This is a genomic window from Bosea sp. PAMC 26642 (assembly GCF_001562255.1).
Taxonomy (GTDB): Bacteria; Pseudomonadota; Alphaproteobacteria; order Rhizobiales; family Beijerinckiaceae; genus Allobosea.
Map to the genome: position 1 here is coordinate 1435328 of NZ_CP014301.1, position 18259 is coordinate 1453586.

18 protein-coding genes are annotated in these 18259 nt (G+C 64.0%); 16 read left to right on the forward strand and 2 right to left on the reverse strand.

Annotated elements, in window-relative coordinates:
- Positions 1-9 precede the first annotated feature (9 nt).
- Both AXW83_RS06735 and edd read left to right on the forward strand, forming a co-directional pair.
- Positions 10-963 (forward strand): carbohydrate kinase family protein, encoded by a 954-nt coding sequence (locus AXW83_RS06735; RefSeq protein WP_066611740.1) that lies wholly within the window; start codon positions 10-12, stop codon positions 961-963.
- 149 nt (positions 964-1112) lie between these two features.
- Entirely contained in the window at positions 1113-2945 is a 1833-nt protein-coding gene (gene edd, locus AXW83_RS06740) for a phosphogluconate dehydratase (protein WP_066611742.1), read from the forward strand.
- A 190-nt stretch (positions 2946-3135) separates the two neighbouring features.
- Here edd and AXW83_RS26450 read toward each other — a convergent pair whose 3' ends face one another.
- Together AXW83_RS26450 and AXW83_RS06750 are read right to left on the reverse strand one after the other, a co-directional pair.
- A complete protein-coding gene (locus tag AXW83_RS26450) occupies positions 3136-4065 on the reverse strand; it encodes a sensor domain-containing diguanylate cyclase (RefSeq protein WP_082766989.1) in 930 nt (309 codons plus the stop codon).
- A gap of 636 nt (positions 4066-4701) precedes the next feature.
- The gene (locus AXW83_RS06750; RefSeq protein ID WP_168166069.1) at positions 4702-5217 is read right to left on the reverse strand and encodes a YcbK family protein; all 516 of its coding nucleotides are present in this window, start codon (positions 5215-5217) and stop codon (positions 4702-4704) included.
- A gap of 415 nt (positions 5218-5632) precedes the next feature.
- Here AXW83_RS06750 and AXW83_RS06755 point away from each other — a divergent pair, with 415 nt between their 5' ends.
- The 14 genes from AXW83_RS06755 to nuoL all read left to right on the forward strand — a co-directional run bounded on the left by AXW83_RS06755 (position 5633) and on the right by nuoL (position 18256).
- A complete protein-coding gene (locus AXW83_RS06755) occupies positions 5633-6013 on the forward strand; it encodes an NADH-quinone oxidoreductase subunit A (protein WP_066611749.1) in 381 nt (126 codons plus the stop codon).
- Between the two features lie 65 nt (positions 6014-6078).
- The gene (locus tag AXW83_RS06760) at positions 6079-6663 is read left to right on the forward strand and encodes a NuoB/complex I 20 kDa subunit family protein (protein WP_066611750.1); all 585 of its coding nucleotides are present in this window, start codon (positions 6079-6081) and stop codon (positions 6661-6663) included.
- 9 nt (positions 6664-6672) lie between these two features.
- The gene (locus AXW83_RS06765; RefSeq protein ID WP_066611751.1) at positions 6673-7275 is read left to right on the forward strand and encodes an NADH-quinone oxidoreductase subunit C; all 603 of its coding nucleotides are present in this window, start codon (positions 6673-6675) and stop codon (positions 7273-7275) included.
- Positions 7276-7287: 12 nt separating this feature from the next.
- Positions 7288-8478 (forward strand): NADH-quinone oxidoreductase subunit D, encoded by a 1191-nt coding sequence (locus AXW83_RS06770; protein WP_066611755.1) that lies wholly within the window; start codon positions 7288-7290, stop codon positions 8476-8478.
- Positions 8479-8800: 322 nt separating this feature from the next.
- Positions 8801-8923 (forward strand): hypothetical protein, encoded by a 123-nt coding sequence (locus tag AXW83_RS28020; RefSeq protein WP_257722114.1) that lies wholly within the window; start codon positions 8801-8803, stop codon positions 8921-8923.
- A 1-nt stretch (position 8924) separates the two neighbouring features.
- Positions 8925-9875: an NADH-quinone oxidoreductase subunit NuoE gene (nuoE, locus tag AXW83_RS06775; protein ID WP_066611756.1), complete on the forward strand. Its 951-nt coding sequence runs from the start codon at positions 8925-8927 to the stop codon at positions 9873-9875.
- 10 nt (positions 9876-9885) lie between these two features.
- On the forward strand, positions 9886-11190 hold the full coding sequence (gene nuoF, locus AXW83_RS06780; RefSeq protein WP_066611757.1) for an NADH-quinone oxidoreductase subunit NuoF: 1305 nt from the start codon (positions 9886-9888) through the stop codon (positions 11188-11190).
- Between the two features lie 4 nt (positions 11191-11194).
- On the forward strand, positions 11195-13261 hold the full coding sequence (gene nuoG, locus AXW83_RS06785; protein ID WP_066611759.1) for an NADH-quinone oxidoreductase subunit NuoG: 2067 nt from the start codon (positions 11195-11197) through the stop codon (positions 13259-13261).
- Between the two features lie 6 nt (positions 13262-13267).
- Complete coding sequence (nuoH, locus tag AXW83_RS06790; RefSeq protein WP_066611761.1) at positions 13268-14287, forward strand: NADH-quinone oxidoreductase subunit NuoH; 1020 nt, start codon at positions 13268-13270, stop codon at positions 14285-14287.
- Positions 14287-14484, forward strand: a complete 198-nt coding sequence (locus AXW83_RS06795) for a hypothetical protein (RefSeq protein WP_066611763.1) — start codon at positions 14287-14289, stop codon at positions 14482-14484. The genes nuoH and AXW83_RS06795 overlap by 1 nt, the downstream gene beginning before the upstream one ends.
- Before the next feature lie 20 nt (positions 14485-14504).
- Complete coding sequence (gene nuoI, locus AXW83_RS06800; RefSeq protein WP_066620001.1) at positions 14505-14999, forward strand: NADH-quinone oxidoreductase subunit NuoI; 495 nt, start codon at positions 14505-14507, stop codon at positions 14997-14999.
- Between the two features lie 271 nt (positions 15000-15270).
- On the forward strand, positions 15271-15894 hold the full coding sequence (locus AXW83_RS06805; RefSeq protein ID WP_066611765.1) for an NADH-quinone oxidoreductase subunit J: 624 nt from the start codon (positions 15271-15273) through the stop codon (positions 15892-15894).
- Positions 15891-16199 carry an NADH-quinone oxidoreductase subunit NuoK gene (nuoK, locus tag AXW83_RS06810; RefSeq protein ID WP_066620004.1) on the forward strand — a complete coding sequence of 103 codons (309 nt, stop codon included), beginning with the start codon at positions 15891-15893 and terminating at the stop codon, positions 16197-16199. Before AXW83_RS06805 ends, nuoK begins: the two co-directional genes overlap by 4 nt.
- Before the next feature lie 26 nt (positions 16200-16225).
- Positions 16226-18256 carry an NADH-quinone oxidoreductase subunit L gene (gene nuoL / locus AXW83_RS06815; protein WP_066611767.1) on the forward strand — a complete coding sequence of 677 codons (2031 nt, stop codon included), beginning with the start codon at positions 16226-16228 and terminating at the stop codon, positions 18254-18256.
- The last annotated feature ends 3 nt before the right edge of the window (positions 18257-18259 follow it).

Below are 18259 nucleotides of genomic sequence, written 5' to 3' on the forward strand. Positions count from 1 at the left end.
AGCCGCGTCATGATCCTGGTTTGCGGCGAGGCGCTGATCGATCTCTTCGTCGGGCCACCGGAGGGCGCCGAACTGCCGGCGCGCGCCGTCGCCGGCGGGTCGCCCTTCAACGTCGCGATCGGCCTAGCACGACAGGGCGTCGAGGCGGCCTTCCTTGGCGGCGTCTCGCGCGACCGGTTCGGCCAGCTTCTTGCGGAAACGCTGCGGAGGGAGGGCGTCGACGAGCGCTTCCTGGTGCTGACCGACCGGCTCTCGACATTGTCGGCGGTCGCGACGACGCCCGATGGGCAGCCGAGCTACAGCTTCCATGGCGAGGGCGCAGCCGACCGCTCGTTGCTGCCGTCGGACCTGCCCTCCGAGCTGCCGCCCGAGATCGCGGCGCTGACCTTCGGCTCCTACACCATGGTGGTCGAACCGGTCGGCTCCAGTTTCGCCGCTTTGGCCGAGCGCGAGCATGGCCGCCGCGTCATCAGCATCGATCCCAATCTGCGCCCTACCGTCGTCGGCGACATGGCCGTTTGGGCCAGGGCGGCTGAGCGCTTCTACCGCACTGCCACGATCGTCAAGGCGAGCGACGAAGACGTCCACATCGCCTGGGGCGGTCACTTCTCCATCGGGGACGCCGCCGCTTGGTGGCTTGGGCTTGGCGCGAAGCTGGTGGTGGTCACCACGGGGGTCGAGGGCGCGGTCGCGTACTCAGTCGCAGGCCAGATCGCCGTCCCGGGCCGCGCCGTCAGCGTGTGCGACACGGTCGGCGCGGGCGACACCTTTCACGCCGCCTTGCTCGCGCAGCTTTCCCGCACCGGCCGTCTGACGCCGGAGTCGATCGGGGCTCTCGACCTCGCCGCGATCGGCGACCTCGTCGCCTATGCCGGCGCGGCGGCGGCGATCACGGTCGGGCGTCGGGGGGCCGACCTGCCGACCGAAGCCGAGGTCGCGGCGAGCCTGCAGTCATGCGTATGACGGAAGCCGCCGCCCAAGGAGCCGCCGCACGCCGGCGCGCGACCGGATGTGGCGGAAGGACGGGCATTGAACATGCGAACCGACCGACATCGTCCCGCGACATTCTTGATGTGTCGTTCGGTCGAAACCAGCACCACGAGGAGGCCGCGATGACCCATGCCGCGATCAATGCCCGGATCGCCGAGGTGACGGAGCGCATCGTCGGGCGCTCGCGGGACGCCCGCTCGCGCTATCTCGACCGGATCGCGGCCGCCGCCGAGGCCGGGCCGCGACGCCAAAGCCTCGGCTGCGCTAACCAGGCCCACGGCTTCGCCGCCTGCCTGCCCGGCGACAAGGTGATGTTGCGGGCCGGCCATGGCGCCAACCTCGCCATCGTCTCCGCCTATAACGACATGCTCTCGGCGCATCAGCCCTATGAGCGCTTCCCCGCGCTGATCCGCGAGGCGGCGCGCGCCGCTGGCGGCGTCGCGCAGGTCGCCGGCGGCGTGCCGGCGATGTGCGACGGCATCACCCAGGGCGAAGCGGGAATGGAGCTCTCGCTGTTTTCGCGAGACGTAATCGCACTCTCGACGGCGGTCGCGCTCTCGCACCAGACCTTCGACGCGACGGTCTTCCTCGGCATCTGCGACAAGATCGTGCCCGGCCTCGTCATCGGCGCGCTCGCCTTCGGCCATTTGCCGGCGGTGTTCATCCCGGCCGGGCCGATGACCTCGGGACTGTCCAATGACGACAAGGCCAAGGCGCGCCAGCTCTTCGCCGAGGGCAAGGTCGGCCGCGAGACGTTGCTGGAGGCCGAGGCGCAATCCTATCACGGGCCCGGCACCTGCACCTTCTACGGCACCGCCAACACCAACCAGATGGTCATGGAGATCATGGGGCTGCACCTGCCGGGCGCCGCCTTTGTCAACCCGAACACGCCGCTGCGCGACGCGCTGACCAAGGCTGCGACCGAGCGGGCGCTGGCGATCACGTCGCTCGGCAACGCCTACACGCCGGTCGGCCGCATGCTCGATGAGCGAGCCTTCGTCAACGCCGTGGTCGGGTTGCACGCGACCGGCGGCTCGACCAACCACACCTTGCATCTCGTCGCCATGGCTGCCGCAGCGGGGATTGCGCTGACTTGGGACGATTTCTCGGACCTCGCGGCGGTCACGCCGCTGCTCGCCCGCATCTATCCGAACGGAAAGGCCGACGTGAACCATTTCCACGCCGCCGGCGGCATGGGCTTCGTCATCCGCGAGTTGCTCGCAGCCGGCCTGCTGCACCGCGACGTCGAGACGGTCGCCGGCAGGGGCCTCGAAGCCTATGTCCGCGAGCCGGTGCTGGGCGAAGACGGTGGGCTGTCCTGGCGCGACGGGGCCGACTCTACCGGCGACGACACAATTCTGCGCGGCGTAAGCCGGCCCTTTCAGCCGACCGGCGGGCTCACCGTGCTCGACGGCGATCTCGGCCGGGCCGTGATCAAGACCTCGGCCGTCGCCGCCGAGCGCCATGTCATCGAGGCGCCAGCGCGCATCTTCCACGGTCAGGAGGAGTTGCAGGCCGCCTTCAAGGCAGGCGAACTCGAGCGCGACCTGATCGCCGTGGTTCGATTCCAGGGACCGCGCGCCAACGGCATGCCAGAACTGCACAAGCTGATGCCGCCGCTCGGCGTGCTGCAAGACCGGGGCTTCAGGATCGCGCTCGTCACGGATGGGCGGCTCTCGGGCGCGTCGGGCAAGGTGCCAGCGGCGATCCATGTCACGCCAGAGGCCGCCGATGGGGGGCCGATCGCGCGGTTGCGCGACGGCGACATCGTCCGCGTCGATGCGGTCGCGGGCCGGCTGTCGGTCCTGGTCGATCCCGCGCTCTGGGCGGCGCGCGAACCGGCCACGGTCGATCTGTCGGCGTCGCATCAAGGTGTCGGGCGCGACCTGTTCGCGACCTTCCGTGCAGCGGTGGGCCCAGCCGACAGCGGCGCGACGGTCTTCGCGGTCGCATAAAGAAGGTGATCGATGCTCTTCCTCGTTCGACTGGCTAAGGCCTGGATGGGTGCAATCGTGACCTGAAGTGCGGAGGGTGCGCTGTGGGCTCAGATTGCAGGGAGGCCTCGTCCGAAAAGCTCCCTCGTCAGCTGAGTTCAGAAGGCCACGACGTCGACAGTGATGCGAGGCTCGCAGGAACGAGATACGCTTAAGGCGCGACCTCTACCCGGTTTCTGCCGCTTTCCTTCGCCCGATACAGCGCTTTGTCAGCGCGGCGAAGCGAGGATGTCACTGATCGATCTTTCATCGTGACTGCCGCGAGCCCCACGCTGGCTGTAACCCGAATGGAGCCAGCGCTCGTCCGAATACTCGACTCAGCTATGCTGGACCTGAGTCGCTCTGCGACCAGCAACGCACCGGCTTTGTCGGTGCCGACGAGCAAAGCAACAAATTCCTCGCCCCCGATGCGTGCGAAGAGGTCCGTCGCCCGGAACAGAATATTTCCGCGTGTAGCGAAAGTCTTGAGCACTTCATCGCCAGCGACGTGGCCATAGGTGTCATTGACGCTCTTAAAATTGTCTAAGTCTATCATTAGGAGTGACATAGATCCGCCAAATCGTCGCAATCGTTCGATTTCGAGTTTTGCATACTCTTCAAAAAAGCGTCGATTAGGCAAGCCTGTTAGAGGATCAGTGGAGGCTAGCTTCGCATACTCCAGCTCTAGTAACTTGCGGTCCGAGATATCCATGTGCGAAACGACCGCGCCATATATTTCAAACCTCCCTTTGATACTGGATCGGGATAGCGGAGTCACTCTCGCTAAAAACCAGCGCAAAGTAGTTGGAGAGTGACAAGGGTACTCTAGCTGAAAAACTTTCTTTCGCCCTTGAAGGACAGCTTGCAGTCCACTCGAAAACTCTGAGGCTTCAGCCGAGGCCGCTCCTGCAGACTGTTGGCAAACTGAAAGATAGTTTGTTCCGCGGTAGTTTTTTTCAGCGCTGCCGGCATTACTTGTGCTGAACTCCACCCAGGCGCGATTTACCCCTAGGATCTGCCCAGCCAAATCCACAACGCAGATATTCGACGTCAGCGCGTCGACCACAGACCCTGCTAGATCGCGAGCCATGAAGTTTTTCATTGGGGCGGCTCCGGGAACGACCAGCCCCGAATTGGGGGGCGTATGGCCAGCGACTCTGCGGGGTGTCTAGTTTTCCCCTCGCATTATCAAGTTATTCAAACCGCCATCATTTAATTTTCTATGCTGCTGATAGAGATGGCGCGCCAGCTCGGCTACGCTGCGATGGTTCTCATCTTGGACAACAAATGAAGCTCGTCCAGAACCTTTTCTAAAGGATCATCTCTAGATGGATTCTAAGTGAAAAGTCCGGTTCAGGCAGGGACTCGAGTACCTTCCTATGATTGCAGGATCGCTCGCGATGTCTGCTCAGTGCGATGGTCGCTGACGATCATGAGAGGCCAGCCGCGAGCTGGAGAGATTGGCTTTTGCATAAGGCGAATAGGTTCGAAAGAGCGGCCTAAAGCATCAATATGGAACCCGCTGGTTGCTGTCGGATCCCGTTACACTTCTCGGCCATTATCAGTCGCTTCCAGCTGCGAAATTAGTAACCAGTCGTTGTAATCATTGAACGAATTCCGGCCTGTCACGCCGGAGGTCGCGGGTTCGAGCCCCGTCGCCCGCGCCATTATCCAGACATCGAACCATCGCCACCGTCGCTGCTCGCATCATGAGAGCTTGTCAGCGTCGTGTGAGGCTTCACCAGGGCCGCTTCGGCCCGGTGTCGATATGGATGATGCCATTCCAGTAGACCTTGCTGCCACCGACATCGGGCATCGCGCGCGCATAGTCGAGCACGGTCCGCGGCCGGATGCCCGGCACGCGAAAGTCCATAGCCTCGCAACGCTTGTGATAGGAGCCGCGCCGCGCCCGCCAGGGCGGCCGCCAGGTCGATGTCACCTTAACGGCACCGAACTTGTCGGCGATCTTGCCGAGGATCAGCTTCAGCGGCTGCGGCAGGCAGACGACCGAGGTTCCCGGATCGGTCGAGACGCCGGGCTTGTCCGGCCGCTCTTCGGGATCGTATTGCGGTTCGGCGCCGGCCTTCTGCCCTGGCGCAAGTTTTGGCCATTCCGGACCCTCATCCTCCTCGGGCTCCGCCGTCGCAGGAGCTCCCGGTGCAATAGCCGGCGCCGGCACGATGATCGGCGGCAACGGTGACGCAGCTGGTAGGTCGAGATCGAAAGGGCGCTCAGGCGGGTAGGGTGCACGCATAGCCTGCCCCTGCGTCTTTGCGCCGGAAACGGGGAGGGCAAAAACGCATAGAAGGGCGCTGATCGCGAAATGGCGGGACAGCATCACGCGCCGAATATCTCCGAAAACGGTCGGAGAAGAGCTGTTGGCACGGGTAACGGCACAGAGGGTCTCTCAAGATCGCGGACGCCTGAGTTGGCGTCGATTCGGCACCACTCTGTCGCGTGATGCGTCTCGCGACCAGCCCGCCGCGTCGAGGTCGAGCTTGCTGGCGGCTTTTTATGGTGACATGAACTCACGCCCGGATCGCGCCTGCGCTGCGCTCAACCCTGCAGAGCGATTGTGCGACGCGGCAAACTCTTGCTTCATTCTAATCCAAGGTCTAATCGACTGATCGACCGCGCCGCCGCACGGCCGCGAGATATGGAGACCGTCCATGCAAACTCTCCAGGTGCCGTCCCTTCTGAACGACTACCTGCCGCTGGTCATCTTCATCGGCGTCGCCGCCGTCATCGGGCTGGCCCTGTTGATCGCCCCTTTCGCGATCGCCTATTCGAAGCCCGACCCCGAGAAGCTCTCGGCCTATGAGTGCGGTTTCAACGCCTTCGACGATGCCCGCATGAAGTTCGACGTGCGCTTCTATCTCGTCGCGATCCTGTTCATCATCTTCGATCTCGAGGTCGCCTTTCTCTTCCCCTGGGCCGTCGCCTTCGGCGGGCTCGGCTGGTATGGTTTCTGCTCGATGATGATCTTTCTGGGCGTTCTGACCGTCGGATTCGTTTACGAGTGGCGCAAGGGCGCCTTGGAGTGGGACTAATCGTCCGATCGCAGACTTGATTGTCGCGACATATCTGACGGCTATGGCTTCACAAAGGTTCTGATATGGCAATCACAGCGATCGACCGCGACGACCCGCTCGTCGCACCGGCGCCAAAAGGTCTACTTGGCCCCGACGGCCTGCCTGTCGGTGCGCGCGATCCCTTCTTCGTCGAGATGAACAACGAACTCGCCGACAAGGGTTTCCTCGTCACGGCGACGGACGACCTGATCAACTGGTCGCGCACCGGCTCGCTGATGTGGATGACCTTCGGTCTGGCCTGCTGCGCCGTCGAGATGATGCAGATGTCGATGCCGCGCTATGACGTCGAGCGCTTCGGCTTCGCCCCGCGTGCTTCACCACGCCAGTCCGACGTGATGATCGTGGCAGGTACGCTGACCAACAAGATGGCCCCGGCGCTGCGCAAGGTCTACGACCAGATGCCGGAGCCGCGCTACGTCATCTCGATGGGCTCCTGCGCCAATGGCGGCGGCTACTACCATTACAGCTACTCGGTGGTACGTGGCTGCGACCGCATCGTGCCGATCGACATTTATGTGCCCGGTTGTCCTCCGACTGCGGAAGCGCTGCTGTACGGCGTGCTGCTGCTGCAGAAGAAAATCCGCCGCACCGGCACGATCGAGCGCTGAGGGCCTGTCATGAGCGATCTCGTTGCTCTCGGGGACAACATCAAGGCGGCGCTGCCCGACGCCGTGACGGAGGCGGTCATCGCCTTCGACGAACTGACGATACTTGTTGAGGCTGGCACGATCGTCGAGGTTCTACGGACCCTGCGCGACGACCCGCGCTTCCGTTTTCTGAACTTCACCGACATCGCCGGTGCCGACTATCCGCAGCGCGAGAAGCGCTTCGACGTCGTGTATCATCTGCTGGCGCCGCATCATAACCACCGCATCCGGGTCAAGGTCCAGACCGACGAGGCGACACCGGTCCCTTCCGTGATCGACATCTTTCCGGCTGCGAACTGGTATGAGCGCGAGGCCTACGATTTTTACGGCATTCTCTTCTCGGGCCATCCAGACCTGCGTCGCATCCTCACCGACTACGGCTTCGAGGGTTATCCGCTCCGCAAGGACTTCCCGCTGACCGGCTTCGTCGAGGTGCGCTACGACGACGAACAGAAGCGGGTGGTCTACGAGCCGGTGAAGCTCAACCAGGAATTCCGCAACTTCGATTTTCTGTCGCCATGGGAAGGGACCGACTACGTCCTTCCGGGTGACGAAAAAGCGAAGACGGCTTGATCGGAGCGGGACATGGGCGAGCACAATATCCGCAATTTCAGCATCAACTTTGGGCCGCAGCACCCGGCGGCCCACGGCGTGCTGCGCCTCGTGCTCGAACTCGACGGCGAGATCGTCGAGCGCGTCGATCCGCATATCGGCCTGCTGCATCGCGGCACCGAGAAGCTGATCGAAGCAAAAACCTATCTGCAGGCACTGCCCTATTTCGACCGGCTCGATTACGTCGCGCCGATGAACCAGGAGCATGCCTATTCGCTCGCGGTCGAAAAGCTGATGGGCGTCACGGTCCCGCGCCGCGGCCAGCTCATCCGCGTGCTCTATTCCGAGATCGGCCGCATCCTCTCGCATCTGCTCAACGTCACCACGCAGGCGATGGATGTCGGCGCACTCACGCCCCCGCTGTGGGGTTTCGAGGAGCGCGAGAAGCTGATGATCTTCTACGAGCGCGCCAGCGGCTCGCGCATGCACGCGGCCTATATCAGGCCAGGCGGCGTGCATCAGGATCTGCCGACCTCGCTGATCCACGACATCGCCGAATGGTGCGACCCGTTCCTAAAAGTCTGCGACGATCTCGAAACGCTTCTGACCGACAACCGCATCTTCAAGCAGCGCAATGTCGATATCGGCGTCGTCGATCTCGACACCTGCTGGAAATGGGGTTTTTCGGGCGTGATGGTCCGTGGCTCGGGCGCCGCCTGGGATCTGCGCAAGTCGCAGCCCTATGAGTGCTACGAGGAGATGGAATTCGACATCCCCATCGGCAAGAATGGTGACTGCTACGACCGCTACTGCCTCCGCATGGAAGAGATGCGCCAGTCGGTGCGGATCATGAAGCAGTGCTGCGAAAAGCTGCTCTCCCCCGAGGGAGGCGGGCCGATCTCCGCGCTTGACGGCAAGATGGTGCCGCCAAAGCGGGGCGAGATGAAGCGCTCGATGGAAGCGATCATCCACCATTTCAAGCTCTACACCGAAGGCTACAAGGTGCCCGCCGGCGAGGTCTATGCGGCGGTCGAGGCGCCCAAGGGCGAGTTCGGCGTGTATCTGGTCTCGGACGGCACCAACAAGCCCTATCGCTGCAAGATCAAGGCACCGGGCTTCGCCCATCTCCAGGCCATGGATTTCATGTGCCGCAAGCACATGCTGGCGGATGTCTCCGCGATTCTGGGTTCGCTGGACATCGTGTTCGGGGAGGTCGATCGGTGAGGCTAATCGCATCGCATCCACGACTCGTCAGAGCTGCCTGTTTCGCTCTGATCTATTCGTCGCCGACGACAATTGTGCGACTCTGGTTGGAATTGTCGGGTAACCCCGTTGTTTGGGGCGATGTGTTGTGGGGCACTGCAATCTCCTGGGTCGTATGTGCGGCGCTACTTTTTGCTTGTCCCGAGCTGATGTCGAGCCGTCGAATGCAGGCGAGGGCCTCGCGCGAGCTGTCACAATTCCTGCGGGCATGGCGACACGCCGCGGTCCTCGTTTCGGAGTGGTGTGCGCGCGCGTTGTCAAAGCTCCTGGGGGAGGGCAAGCGATGAGCGCGATGTTCCCCGTCATGGTCGACCTTGTGTCGACCATCCACGTCTTGAACGTGGCCGATGTTGCGAAGGCGTGGATGCTCGGGACAAGCCCGAGCATGACGTCGAGAGAGAACTGATATGTCCGTCCGTCGTCTCGCCCCCGATCACGTCCAGCCCGCCTCCTTCGCATTCGACGCGGCGAATGAGAACTGGGCCGATCAGCAGATCGCCAAATATCCGGAAGGCCGCCAGGCCTCGGCCGTGATTCCGCTTCTCTGGAAGGCGCAGGAGCAGCATCACGGCTGGGTGCCGCGCGCCGCGATCGAGGCGGTGGCCCGCAAGCTCGACATGGCTCCGATGCGCGTCATGGAGATCGCGACCTTCTACACCATGTTCAACCTGCAGCCGGTCGGCGAGCATTTCATCCAGCTCTGCGGCACGACGCCCTGCGCGCTGCGCGGCGCAGAGGCGATCAGGAAGGTCTGCGAGGACGTCATCGGCCCGCAATCGACCGTTTCGGCCGACGGCAAACTCTCCTGGCTCGAGGTCGAGTGTCTCGGTGCCTGCTGCAATGCACCGATGGTGCAGATCAATTTCGACTATTACGAGGATCTGACGCCGGATAATTTCCGCGCTCTGCTCGACGATTTGCGTCATGGCCGGCCGACCAGGCCGGGTCCGCAGGTCGATCGCTCCGGCTCCGAGCCGCTGGGCGGGGGCGAGACGCTGAAGGATCCCGCGCTTTATGACGGCACCGTGATCGGTGCCGGCGACTGGCAGACGCGAGTCTCCGAGCAGCGCAAGGCTGCCGCCGAAGCTGCGGCCGCGAAAACAGCAGCCGAGGCCGAGGCCAAGACGGCGGAAACCCAGACGGCTGCGACGGGCACCGCCGGGCCGACCGACATCAAGGCGGCGCCTGCGCCCGCTGCTGCGAGCCCCGGCCGGCCGAAGCCCTCCGACCCGGCCCAGCCGTCGAACAGTGCGCAGGATACGCCCTCGGCTGCGGGCGACACGATCAAGGCAGCGCCGGAGAAGGCGCCGGCTCGCCGTCCGCGGGCTGCCAAGCCTGCCGACAAGCCGGTGAAGTGAGGCGAAGACGATGCTTGCTGATCGCGACCGCATTTTCACCAATCTCTACGGTCGGCACGACCTCTCGCTGAAGGGCGCGATGGCGCGTGGCGCCTGGGACGGTACGAAATTCCTGCTGGAGCAGGGCCAGGACTGGATCATCGACGAGATGAAGAAGTCTGGCCTGCGCGGACGCGGCGGCGCCGGCTTCCCGACGGGGCTGAAATGGTCGTTCATGCCCAAGAAGAGCGATGGGCGCCCGAGCTACCTCGTGGTCAATGCCGACGAGTCGGAGCCGGGCACCTGCAAGGATCGCGAGATCATGCGCAACGACCCGCATACGCTGGTCGAGGGCTGCCTGATTGCCTCCTTCGCGATGAACGCCAATGCCGCCTACATCTACATTCGCGGCGAATACATCCGCGAGCGCGAGGCGCTGCAACGCGCGGTCGACGAGGCTTATGAGGCGCGTCTGATCGGCAAGGACAACATCCACGGCTACCCCTTTGATCTCTATGTGCATCACGGCGCCGGCGCCTACATCTGCGGCGAGGAAACGGCGCTGCTCGAAAGCCTCGAAGGCAAGAAGGGGATGCCGCGCCTCAAGCCGCCGTTCCCGGCCAATGTCGGCCTCTACGGCTGCCCGACGACCGTCAACAACGTCGAGTCGATCGCGGTCGCTCCGACGATCCTGCGTCGTGGCGCGGCGTGGTTCTCCTCGCTCGGCAACCCCAACAATGTAGGTACAAAGCTGTTCTGCGTTTCCGGGCATGTGAACAAGCCTTGCAATGTCGAAGAGGTGATGGGCATCCCCTTCCGCGAACTGATCGATCGCCATTGCGGCGGCGTGCGCGGCGGCTGGGACAACCTGATGGCGGTCATCCCCGGCGGCTCCTCGGTGCGCATGGTGCCGGCCGAGCAGATCATCGACACGCCGATGGATTTCGACTCGCTCTCCAAGCTCAAATCGGGCCTTGGCACGGCGGCCGTGATCGTCATGGACAAATCGACCGACATCGTCCGCGCGATCGCGCGCATCAGTTATTTCTACAAGCATGAGAGCTGCGGCCAGTGCACGCCCTGCCGCGAGGGCACGGGCTGGATGTGGCGCGTCATCAACCGCATGGCCGAGGGCAGGGCGCAAAAGCGCGAGATCGACATGCTGCTCGACGTTACCAAGCAGATCGAGGGCCACACCATCTGTGCGCTCGGCGACGCTGCCGCCTGGCCGATCCAGGGCCTGATCGCGCATTTCCGTCACGAGATCGAGAAGCGCATCGACGACTATGCCGCGAACCCGCATTCCGAGCCGGTTCGGCTGATGGCGGCGGAGTGAGATCATGACCAAACTCCTCATCGACGGCATCGAGGTCGACGTTCCCTCCGACTACACGGTCCTGCAGGCCTGCGAGGCCGCAGGCGCCGAGGTGCCGCGCTTCTGCTTCCATGAGCGCCTTTCGATCGCCGGCAATTGCCGCATGTGTCTCGTCGAGGTGAAGGGCGGGCCGCCGAAGCCGCAGGCCTCCTGTGCCATCGGTGTGCGCGACCTGCGCCCCGGCCCCAATGGCGAGCCGCCGGTCGTCTCGACCAGGTCGCCGATGGTCAAGAAGGCGCGCGAGGGGGTGATGGAGTTCCTCCTGATCAACCACCCGCTGGATTGCCCGATCTGCGACCAGGGCGGCGAGTGCGACCTGCAGGACCAGGCTATGGCCTATGGCGTGGATAATTCCCGCTATGCCGAGAACAAGCGCGCCGTCGAGGACAAGTATATCGGCCCGTTGGTGAAGACCTCGATGACGCGCTGCATCCAGTGCACGCGCTGCGTCCGCTTCACCACAGAAGTCGCCGGCGGGCAGGATCTTGGTGCGATCGGCCGCGGCGAGGACATGGAGATCACGACCTATCTTGAGCAGGCGATGACCTCGGAGCTCCAGGGCAACGTCGTCGATCTCTGCCCGGTCGGCGCGCTGACCTCAAAACCCTATCAGAACAAGGCCCGGCCCTGGGAGCTGAGCAAAACCCAGTCCATCGATGTGATGGACGCGGTCGGCTCGGCCATCCGCGTCGACTCGCGCGGCAAGGAGGTCATGCGCATCCTGCCTCGCCTCAATGAGGCGGTGAACGAGGAGTGGATCTCCGACAAGACCCGCCACATCGTCGACGGCCTGCGCACGCAGCGGCTCGACCGGCCCTATATCCGGATCGACGGCATGCTGAAGCCCGCGAGCTGGGCGGACGCTTTCGCGCTGATTGCCGGCAAGGTGAAGACGGCGGCTCCCGATAAGATCGGCGCCATCGCCGGCGATCTCGCCGCGGTCGAGGAGATGTTCGCCCTGAAGGCCCTGATGGCCTCGCTCGGCAGCGCCAATCTCGACGCGCGTCAGGACGGCACGAAGCTGCACCCGAAATACGGCCGCGCCTCCTATATCCTGAACGCGGGCATCGCGGGGCTCGACGAAGCGGATTCGCTTCTGATCATCGGCGCCAATCCGCGCAGGGAAGCACCAATCCTGAACGCCCGCATCCGCAAGCGCTGGCTGCGCGGAGACTTCAAGGTCAGCCTCATCGGCGAGCAGTCCGATCTAACCTATTCCTATGATTATCTCGGCGCCGGTACGGACACGCTGGCCGACCTCGTCAGGAACGCGACGGCAGGCGCGGCCAAGCCGATGATCCTGGTCGGGCAGGGCGCTCTGGCCCGTCCCGACGGCGAGGCGATCCTGTCGATGGCCGCCAAGGCGGCGCAGCTTCTGGGCGCTTCGACGATCGGCGGCTGGGCCGGCTTCGGCGTGCTTCACACGGCCGCCGCGCGCGTCGGCGCGCTCGATCTCGGCTTCGTGCCAGGCGAGGGTGGTCTCGATGTCGCCGGGATGATCGCGCCCGGCGCACTCGATGTCCTGTTCCTGCTCGGCGCCGACGAGATCGCGGTTCCGTCCGGAGCCTTCGTGATCTATCAGGGCACGCATGGCGACAAGGGGGCGCACCGCGCCGATGTCATCCTGCCCGGCGCAGCCTACACCGAGAAGTCCGGCACCTATGTCAACACGGAAGGGCGCGTGCAGATGACCGACCGCGCCACCTTCCCGCCGGGCGACGCCCGCGAGGACTGGGCGATCCTGCGGGCGCTCTCATCGACGCTCGGCAAGACGCTGCCCTTCGACTCGCTGTCGGGCCTGCGCAGGGCGCTCTATGAGGCCCATCCGCATTTCGCCGCTCTCGATACGCTGGCGCCGGTCGATGCATCGGGTCTGGCGGCGCTCGCCGGCCTCGGCGGCAAGACCGACAAGGCCGGCTTCGTCTCGCCCGTGGCCGATTTCTACCAGACCAACCCGATCGCGCGGGCCTCCGCCGTGATGGCCGAATGCTCGGCGCTGGCCTCGGGCCGGCTGCGGCAGGCGGCGGAGTAAGCGGCCATGAACTGGGATATCGTCCTCGATCTCGCGATCATGCTCGGCAAGAGCCTGCTGCTGCTGGTCTGCCTGCTCGTCTTCATCGCCTATATCCTGCTCGCCGACCGCAAGATCTGGGCGGCGGTACAGCTCAGGCGCGGCCCCAACGTCGTCGGCCCGTTCGGCCTGTTCCAGAGCTTCGCCGACCTGCTGAAGTTCGCCTTCAAGGAACCGATCATCCCGTCGGGCGCCAACAAGGGCGTGTTCCTGCTGGCGCCCTTCATCTCGTGCCTGCTTTCGCTGGGTGCATGGGCCGTCATCCCGGTGGCCGAGGGCTGGGCGATCGCCGACATCAATGTCGGCGTGCTCTATATCCTCGCGATCTCGTCGCTGGGCGTCTACGGCGTGATCATGGCCGGCTGGGCCTCGAACTCGAAATACCCGTTCATGGGCGCGCTGCGCTCGGCCGCGCAGATGGTCTCCTACGAGGTCTCGATCGGCTTCGTCATCATCACGGTGCTGCTCTGCGTCGGCTCGCTGAACCTTTCGGCCATCGTCGAGGCACAGAACACCAGTTGGGGGATGCTGCGCTGGTACTGGTTGCCGCTCTTCCCGATGTTCGTGGTCTTCTTCATCTCGGCGCTGGCCGAGACGAACCGGCCGCCCTTCGACCTGCCGGAAGCGGAATCTGAGCTCGTCGCCGGCTTCATGGTCGAGTATTCCTCGACGCCCTATCTCCTGTTCATGCTCGGCGAATACGTGGCGATCATGACCATGTGCTCGCTGACCACGATCCTGTTCCTCGGCGGCTGGCTGCCGCCATTCCCCGTAGCACCCTTCACCTGGCTGCCAGGCGTGTTCTGGTTCGCGCTCAAGATCTGCCTGGTTTTCTTCATGTTCGCGATGGTGAAAGCCTTCGTGCCGCGCTACCGCTACGACCAACTGATGCGGCTGGGCTGGAAGGTGTTCCTGCCGCTCTCGCTGGTTTCGGTCGTGGTGGTCGCCTTCGTGCTGCAGGTTACGGGCTGGGGACCGGTGCGGTGATGACGACGTCGGTCATCGCTCCGATGATCGGCATGGTCGGCGGCGCGCTGGCGTTCTGGGGCGCATGCTGGAGATGGCGGCGTCTGGTGACGCCGGAGACCGGAGAAGTCGTCATCGTGGGCGCCGTAGTCGCGGCATTCGTCGGTGGCTTCGTCGGGTATAAGAGTTTTGAATGGCTCGGCTTTATCGCCAGCTGAGATTGGACAAGGCAAGGATCATGGCAACCGCATTTGGCCAAGCCGCCAAGGGCCTGCTGCTGAAGGAGTTCGTCGGCGCGTTCGCGCTGTCGATGCGCTATTTCTTCAAGCCGAAGGCAACCCTGAACTACCCCTTCGAGAAGGGGCAGCTCAGCCCGCGTTTCCGTGGCGAGCATGCGCTGCGCCGTTATCCCAATGGCGAGGAGCGCTGCATCGCCTGCAAGCTCTGCGAGGCGATCTGCCCGGCTCAGGCCATCACCATCGAGGCCGGACCGCGCCGCAACGACGGCACGCGTCGCACGACCCGTTACGACATCGACATGACGAAGTGCATCTATTGCGGCTTCTGCCAGGAGGCCTGCCCGGTCGATGCGATCGTCGAGGGACCGAACTTCGAATTCGCGACCGAGACCCGCGAGGAACTGTTCTACGACAAGGACAAGCTGCTCGCGAACGGCGCGCGCTGGGAACGCGAGATCGCGCGCAACATCGCGATGGACGCGCCGTATCGGTGAACCGTTTTTATCACCCTCCGACGTCATTCCGGACAAGCGGCGCAGCCGCGCTGATCCGGAATCCATCGAAGGGTACTGCGCTCCACGATGGATTCCGGGTCTCCGCTTCGCTACGCCCGGAATGACGGAGAGGGTAGGACAAGGTCAACGCAGTCCCGTCGCGCGGTTGTCGCGCTTGGCGGGCCTGACTATAGACGCTGGAAATCGCATCTGACGTGTTCGGAATGCGCTTCAACAAGGACCGCCCGCAAGGGCGGAAAGGCTGGCCAGAATGAACGCCGCAGCGGCTTTCTTCTATCTCTTCGCAGGCGTCACCGTCGCTTCGGCGTTCATGGTGGTGACGTCGCGCAATCCCGTTCACTCGGTGCTCTTCCTGATCCTGGCCTTCGTCAACGCGTCGGGGCTGTTCCTGCTGCTCGGCGCCGAGTTCCTGGCGATGCTGCTGATCGTCGTCTATGTCGGCGCGGTCGCAGTGCTGTTCCTGTTCGTGGTGATGATGCTCGACGTCGATTTCGCCGAGTTCCGCCAGGGCTTCCTGAACTATCTGCCCATCGGCGCTCTGGTCGGGCTGGTCTTCGCGGTCGAACTGCTGCTGGTCGTCGGTGCCTGGGTCATCGACCCGCAGATCGTGCGCGCCCCGGTCGCGCCGATCCCCAACAACATCAGCAACACCGCCGCGTTGGGCCAAGTACTCTACACGCAATATGTCTACTACTTCCAGGCGGCCGGCCTCGTGCTGCTGGTCGCCATGATCGGCGCGATCGTGCTGACGCTGCGCGAGCGCTTCGGCATCAAGCGCCAGGACATTGTGCAGCAGAACGCCCGCACCAAGGCGACCGCGATGGAAATCAGGCAGGTGCCCTCGCGCGCCGGCCTGCCGGAGGAGACGGTCTGATGATCGGACTGGGCCATTATCTCGCCGTCGGGGCGATCCTGTTCACGCTGGGCGTGCTCGGCATCTTCATCAACCGCAAGAACGTCATCGTCATCCTGATGTCGGTCGAGCTCATTCTGCTCTCGGTCAACATCAACTTCGTCGCCTTCTCGAGCTTCCTGAACGACATCGTCGGTCAGGTCTTCGCGCTGCTGGTGCTCACCGTCGCCGCAGCCGAAGCGGCGATCGGGCTCGCCATCCTCGTCGTCTACTTCCGCAACCGCGGCACGATCGCGGTGGAAGACATCAACATGATGAAAGGCTGAGGCGCGAACGCGCCCGGATTTGCCCCATGTATCACGCGATCGTCTTCCTTCCCCTGATCGGCTTCCTGATCGCCGGACTGTTCGGCCGGCTGATCGGCGCGCGCGGCTCGGAGATCGTCACCACCTCGCTTCTGTTCGTCTCCGCGGTCCTGTCCTGGGTCGCCTTCTTCAGCGTCGGCTTCGGCTCGGGCACCACCCGCATCCAGATCGCAACCTGGATGGCCTCGGGTGACCTGCGCGTCGACTGGGCCTTCCGCATCGACACGCTGACCGCCGTGATGCTGGTCGTGGTCAACACGGTCTCCTGCCTCGTCCATCTGTATTCGATCGGCTACATGCACGAGGACGAGCATCGTCCGCGCTTCTTCGCCTATCTGTCGCTGTTCACTTTCGCGATGCTGATGCTGATCACCTCGGACAATCTCGTCCAGATGTTCTTCGGCTGGGAGGGCGTTGGTCTCGCCTCCTATCTCCTGATCGGCTTCTGGTACAAGAAGCCCTCGGCCAATGCGGCGGCGATGAAGGCCTTCATCGTCAACCGCGTCGGCGATTTCGGCTTCGCGCTCGGCATCTTCCTGGTCTTCGTGCTGTTCGGCTCGGTCGGCTTCGATGCCATCTTCCCGCGCGTCGCCGACCTGACCAATGCAACCTTCCATTTCCTCGGGCGCGACTGGCACGCGCTGACGCTGGCGAGCCTGCTGCTGTTCATGGGCGCCATGGGCAAGTCGGCGCAGTTCCTGCTGCACACCTGGCTGCCCGACGCGATGGAGGGCCCGACTCCTGTCTCGGCGCTGATCCACGCCGCGACCATGGTCACCGCCGGCGTCTTCATGGTGGCGCGCCTGTCGCCGATCTTCGAATACGCACCCGCAGCGCTGACCGTCGTCATCGTCATCGGCGCCACCACCGCCTTCTTTGCGGCGACGGTGGGCCTCGTGCAGAACGACATCAAGCGCGTCATCGCCTATTCGACCTGCTCGCAGCTCGGCTACATGTTCGTGGCGCTCGGCGTCGGCGCCTATTCGGCCGGCATCTTCCACCTCTTCACCCATGCCTTCTTCAAGGCGCTGCTGTTTTTGGGCGCCGGCTCGGTCATCCACGCGATGCATCACGAGCAGGACATGCGGAACATGGGCGGCCTCAGGAAGCACATCCCGCTCACGGCCGCCGCCATGACCATCGGCACGCTGGCGCTGACCGGCTTCCCCCTCTTCGCCGGTTATTTCTCCAAGGATGCGATCATCGAGAGCGCCTATGCCTCGGTCGCCCATACCGGCTTTCCGGCCTCCTACGCCTTCGTACTGCTCGTCGTCGCCGCCTGCATGACCTCGTTCTATTCATGGCGGCTGTACTTCATGACCTTCGAGGGCAAGCCGCGCTGGGGCGCGGACGCCCATGCCGGCCACGGTCACGATGCGCATGACGACCACGCTCACGCGGCGCACGCCCACGACGACAATGCCCATGGCGATCACGGTCATGGCCACGCCCACACCCCGCATGAGAGCCCGCTGGTGATGCTGGTTCCGCTGGCGGTGCTGTCGCTCGGCGCGGTCGCGGCCGGCTTCGCTTTCAAGGAGGCCTTCATCGGCCACAACTACGAACACTTCTGGAAGGCGGCGCTCTTCACCGGCAAGGACAACCACATCCTGCACGAGATGCACGAGGTTCCCGGCTGGGTCGTCGCCTCGCCCTTCATCGCAATGGTGATCGGCTTCCTGCTGTCGCTCTACATGTACGTGCTGCGGCCCGACGTGCCCGGCAAGCTCGCCGCCGCCAACCCGGCGCTCTACAAGTTCCTGCTCAACAAGTGGTATTTCGACGAGATCTACGACTTCCTGTTCGTGAAGCCGGCGATGTGGCTCGGAAAGTTCCTCTGGAAGAAGGGCGACGGCTTCGTCATCGACGGAATGGGACCCGACGGCATCTCGGCGCGCGTCGTCGACGTCACCAACCGGGTGGTTCGGCTGCAGACCGGCTACCTCTATCATTATGCCTTCACCATGCTGATCGGCGTCGCCGGGCTGGTGACCTGGTATCTGCTGGCGCGCGGGTGAGAT

Bases quoted from the DNA above. Each gene is read 5' to 3' on its own strand.
- AXW83_RS06735 (WP_066611740.1), top strand. From the start codon at position 10: ATGATCCTGGTTTGCGGCGAGGCGCTGATCGATCTCTTCGTCGGGCCA.
- nuoE (WP_066611756.1), top strand. From the start codon at position 8,925: ATGTCCGTCCGTCGTCTCGCCCCCGATCACGTCCAGCCCGCCTCCTTC.
- nuoI (WP_066620001.1), top strand. From the start codon at position 14,505: ATGGCAACCGCATTTGGCCAAGCCGCCAAGGGCCTGCTGCTGAAGGAG.
- nuoL (WP_066611767.1), top strand. From the start codon at position 16,226: ATGTATCACGCGATCGTCTTCCTTCCCCTGATCGGCTTCCTGATCGCC.
- AXW83_RS06760 (WP_066611750.1), top strand. From the start codon at position 6,079: ATGGCAATCACAGCGATCGACCGCGACGACCCGCTCGTCGCACCGGCG.
- AXW83_RS06795 (WP_066611763.1), top strand. From the start codon at position 14,287: ATGACGACGTCGGTCATCGCTCCGATGATCGGCATGGTCGGCGGCGCG.
- AXW83_RS06755 (WP_066611749.1), top strand. From the start codon at position 5,633: ATGCAAACTCTCCAGGTGCCGTCCCTTCTGAACGACTACCTGCCGCTG.
- AXW83_RS06770 (WP_066611755.1), top strand. From the start codon at position 7,288: ATGGGCGAGCACAATATCCGCAATTTCAGCATCAACTTTGGGCCGCAG.
- nuoF (WP_066611757.1), top strand. From the start codon at position 9,886: ATGCTTGCTGATCGCGACCGCATTTTCACCAATCTCTACGGTCGGCAC.
- AXW83_RS06765 (WP_066611751.1), top strand. From the start codon at position 6,673: ATGAGCGATCTCGTTGCTCTCGGGGACAACATCAAGGCGGCGCTGCCC.
- edd (WP_066611742.1), top strand. From the start codon at position 1,113: ATGACCCATGCCGCGATCAATGCCCGGATCGCCGAGGTGACGGAGCGC.
- nuoG (WP_066611759.1), top strand. From the start codon at position 11,195: ATGACCAAACTCCTCATCGACGGCATCGAGGTCGACGTTCCCTCCGAC.
- nuoH (WP_066611761.1), top strand. From the start codon at position 13,268: ATGAACTGGGATATCGTCCTCGATCTCGCGATCATGCTCGGCAAGAGC.
- AXW83_RS06750 (WP_168166069.1), bottom strand. From the start codon at position 5,217: ATGCGTGCACCCTACCCGCCTGAGCGCCCTTTCGATCTCGACCTACCA.
- AXW83_RS06805 (WP_066611765.1), top strand. From the start codon at position 15,271: ATGAACGCCGCAGCGGCTTTCTTCTATCTCTTCGCAGGCGTCACCGTC.
- AXW83_RS26450 (WP_082766989.1), bottom strand. From the start codon at position 4,065: ATGAAAAACTTCATGGCTCGCGATCTAGCAGGGTCTGTGGTCGACGCG.
- AXW83_RS28020 (WP_257722114.1), top strand. From the start codon at position 8,801: ATGAGCGCGATGTTCCCCGTCATGGTCGACCTTGTGTCGACCATCCAC.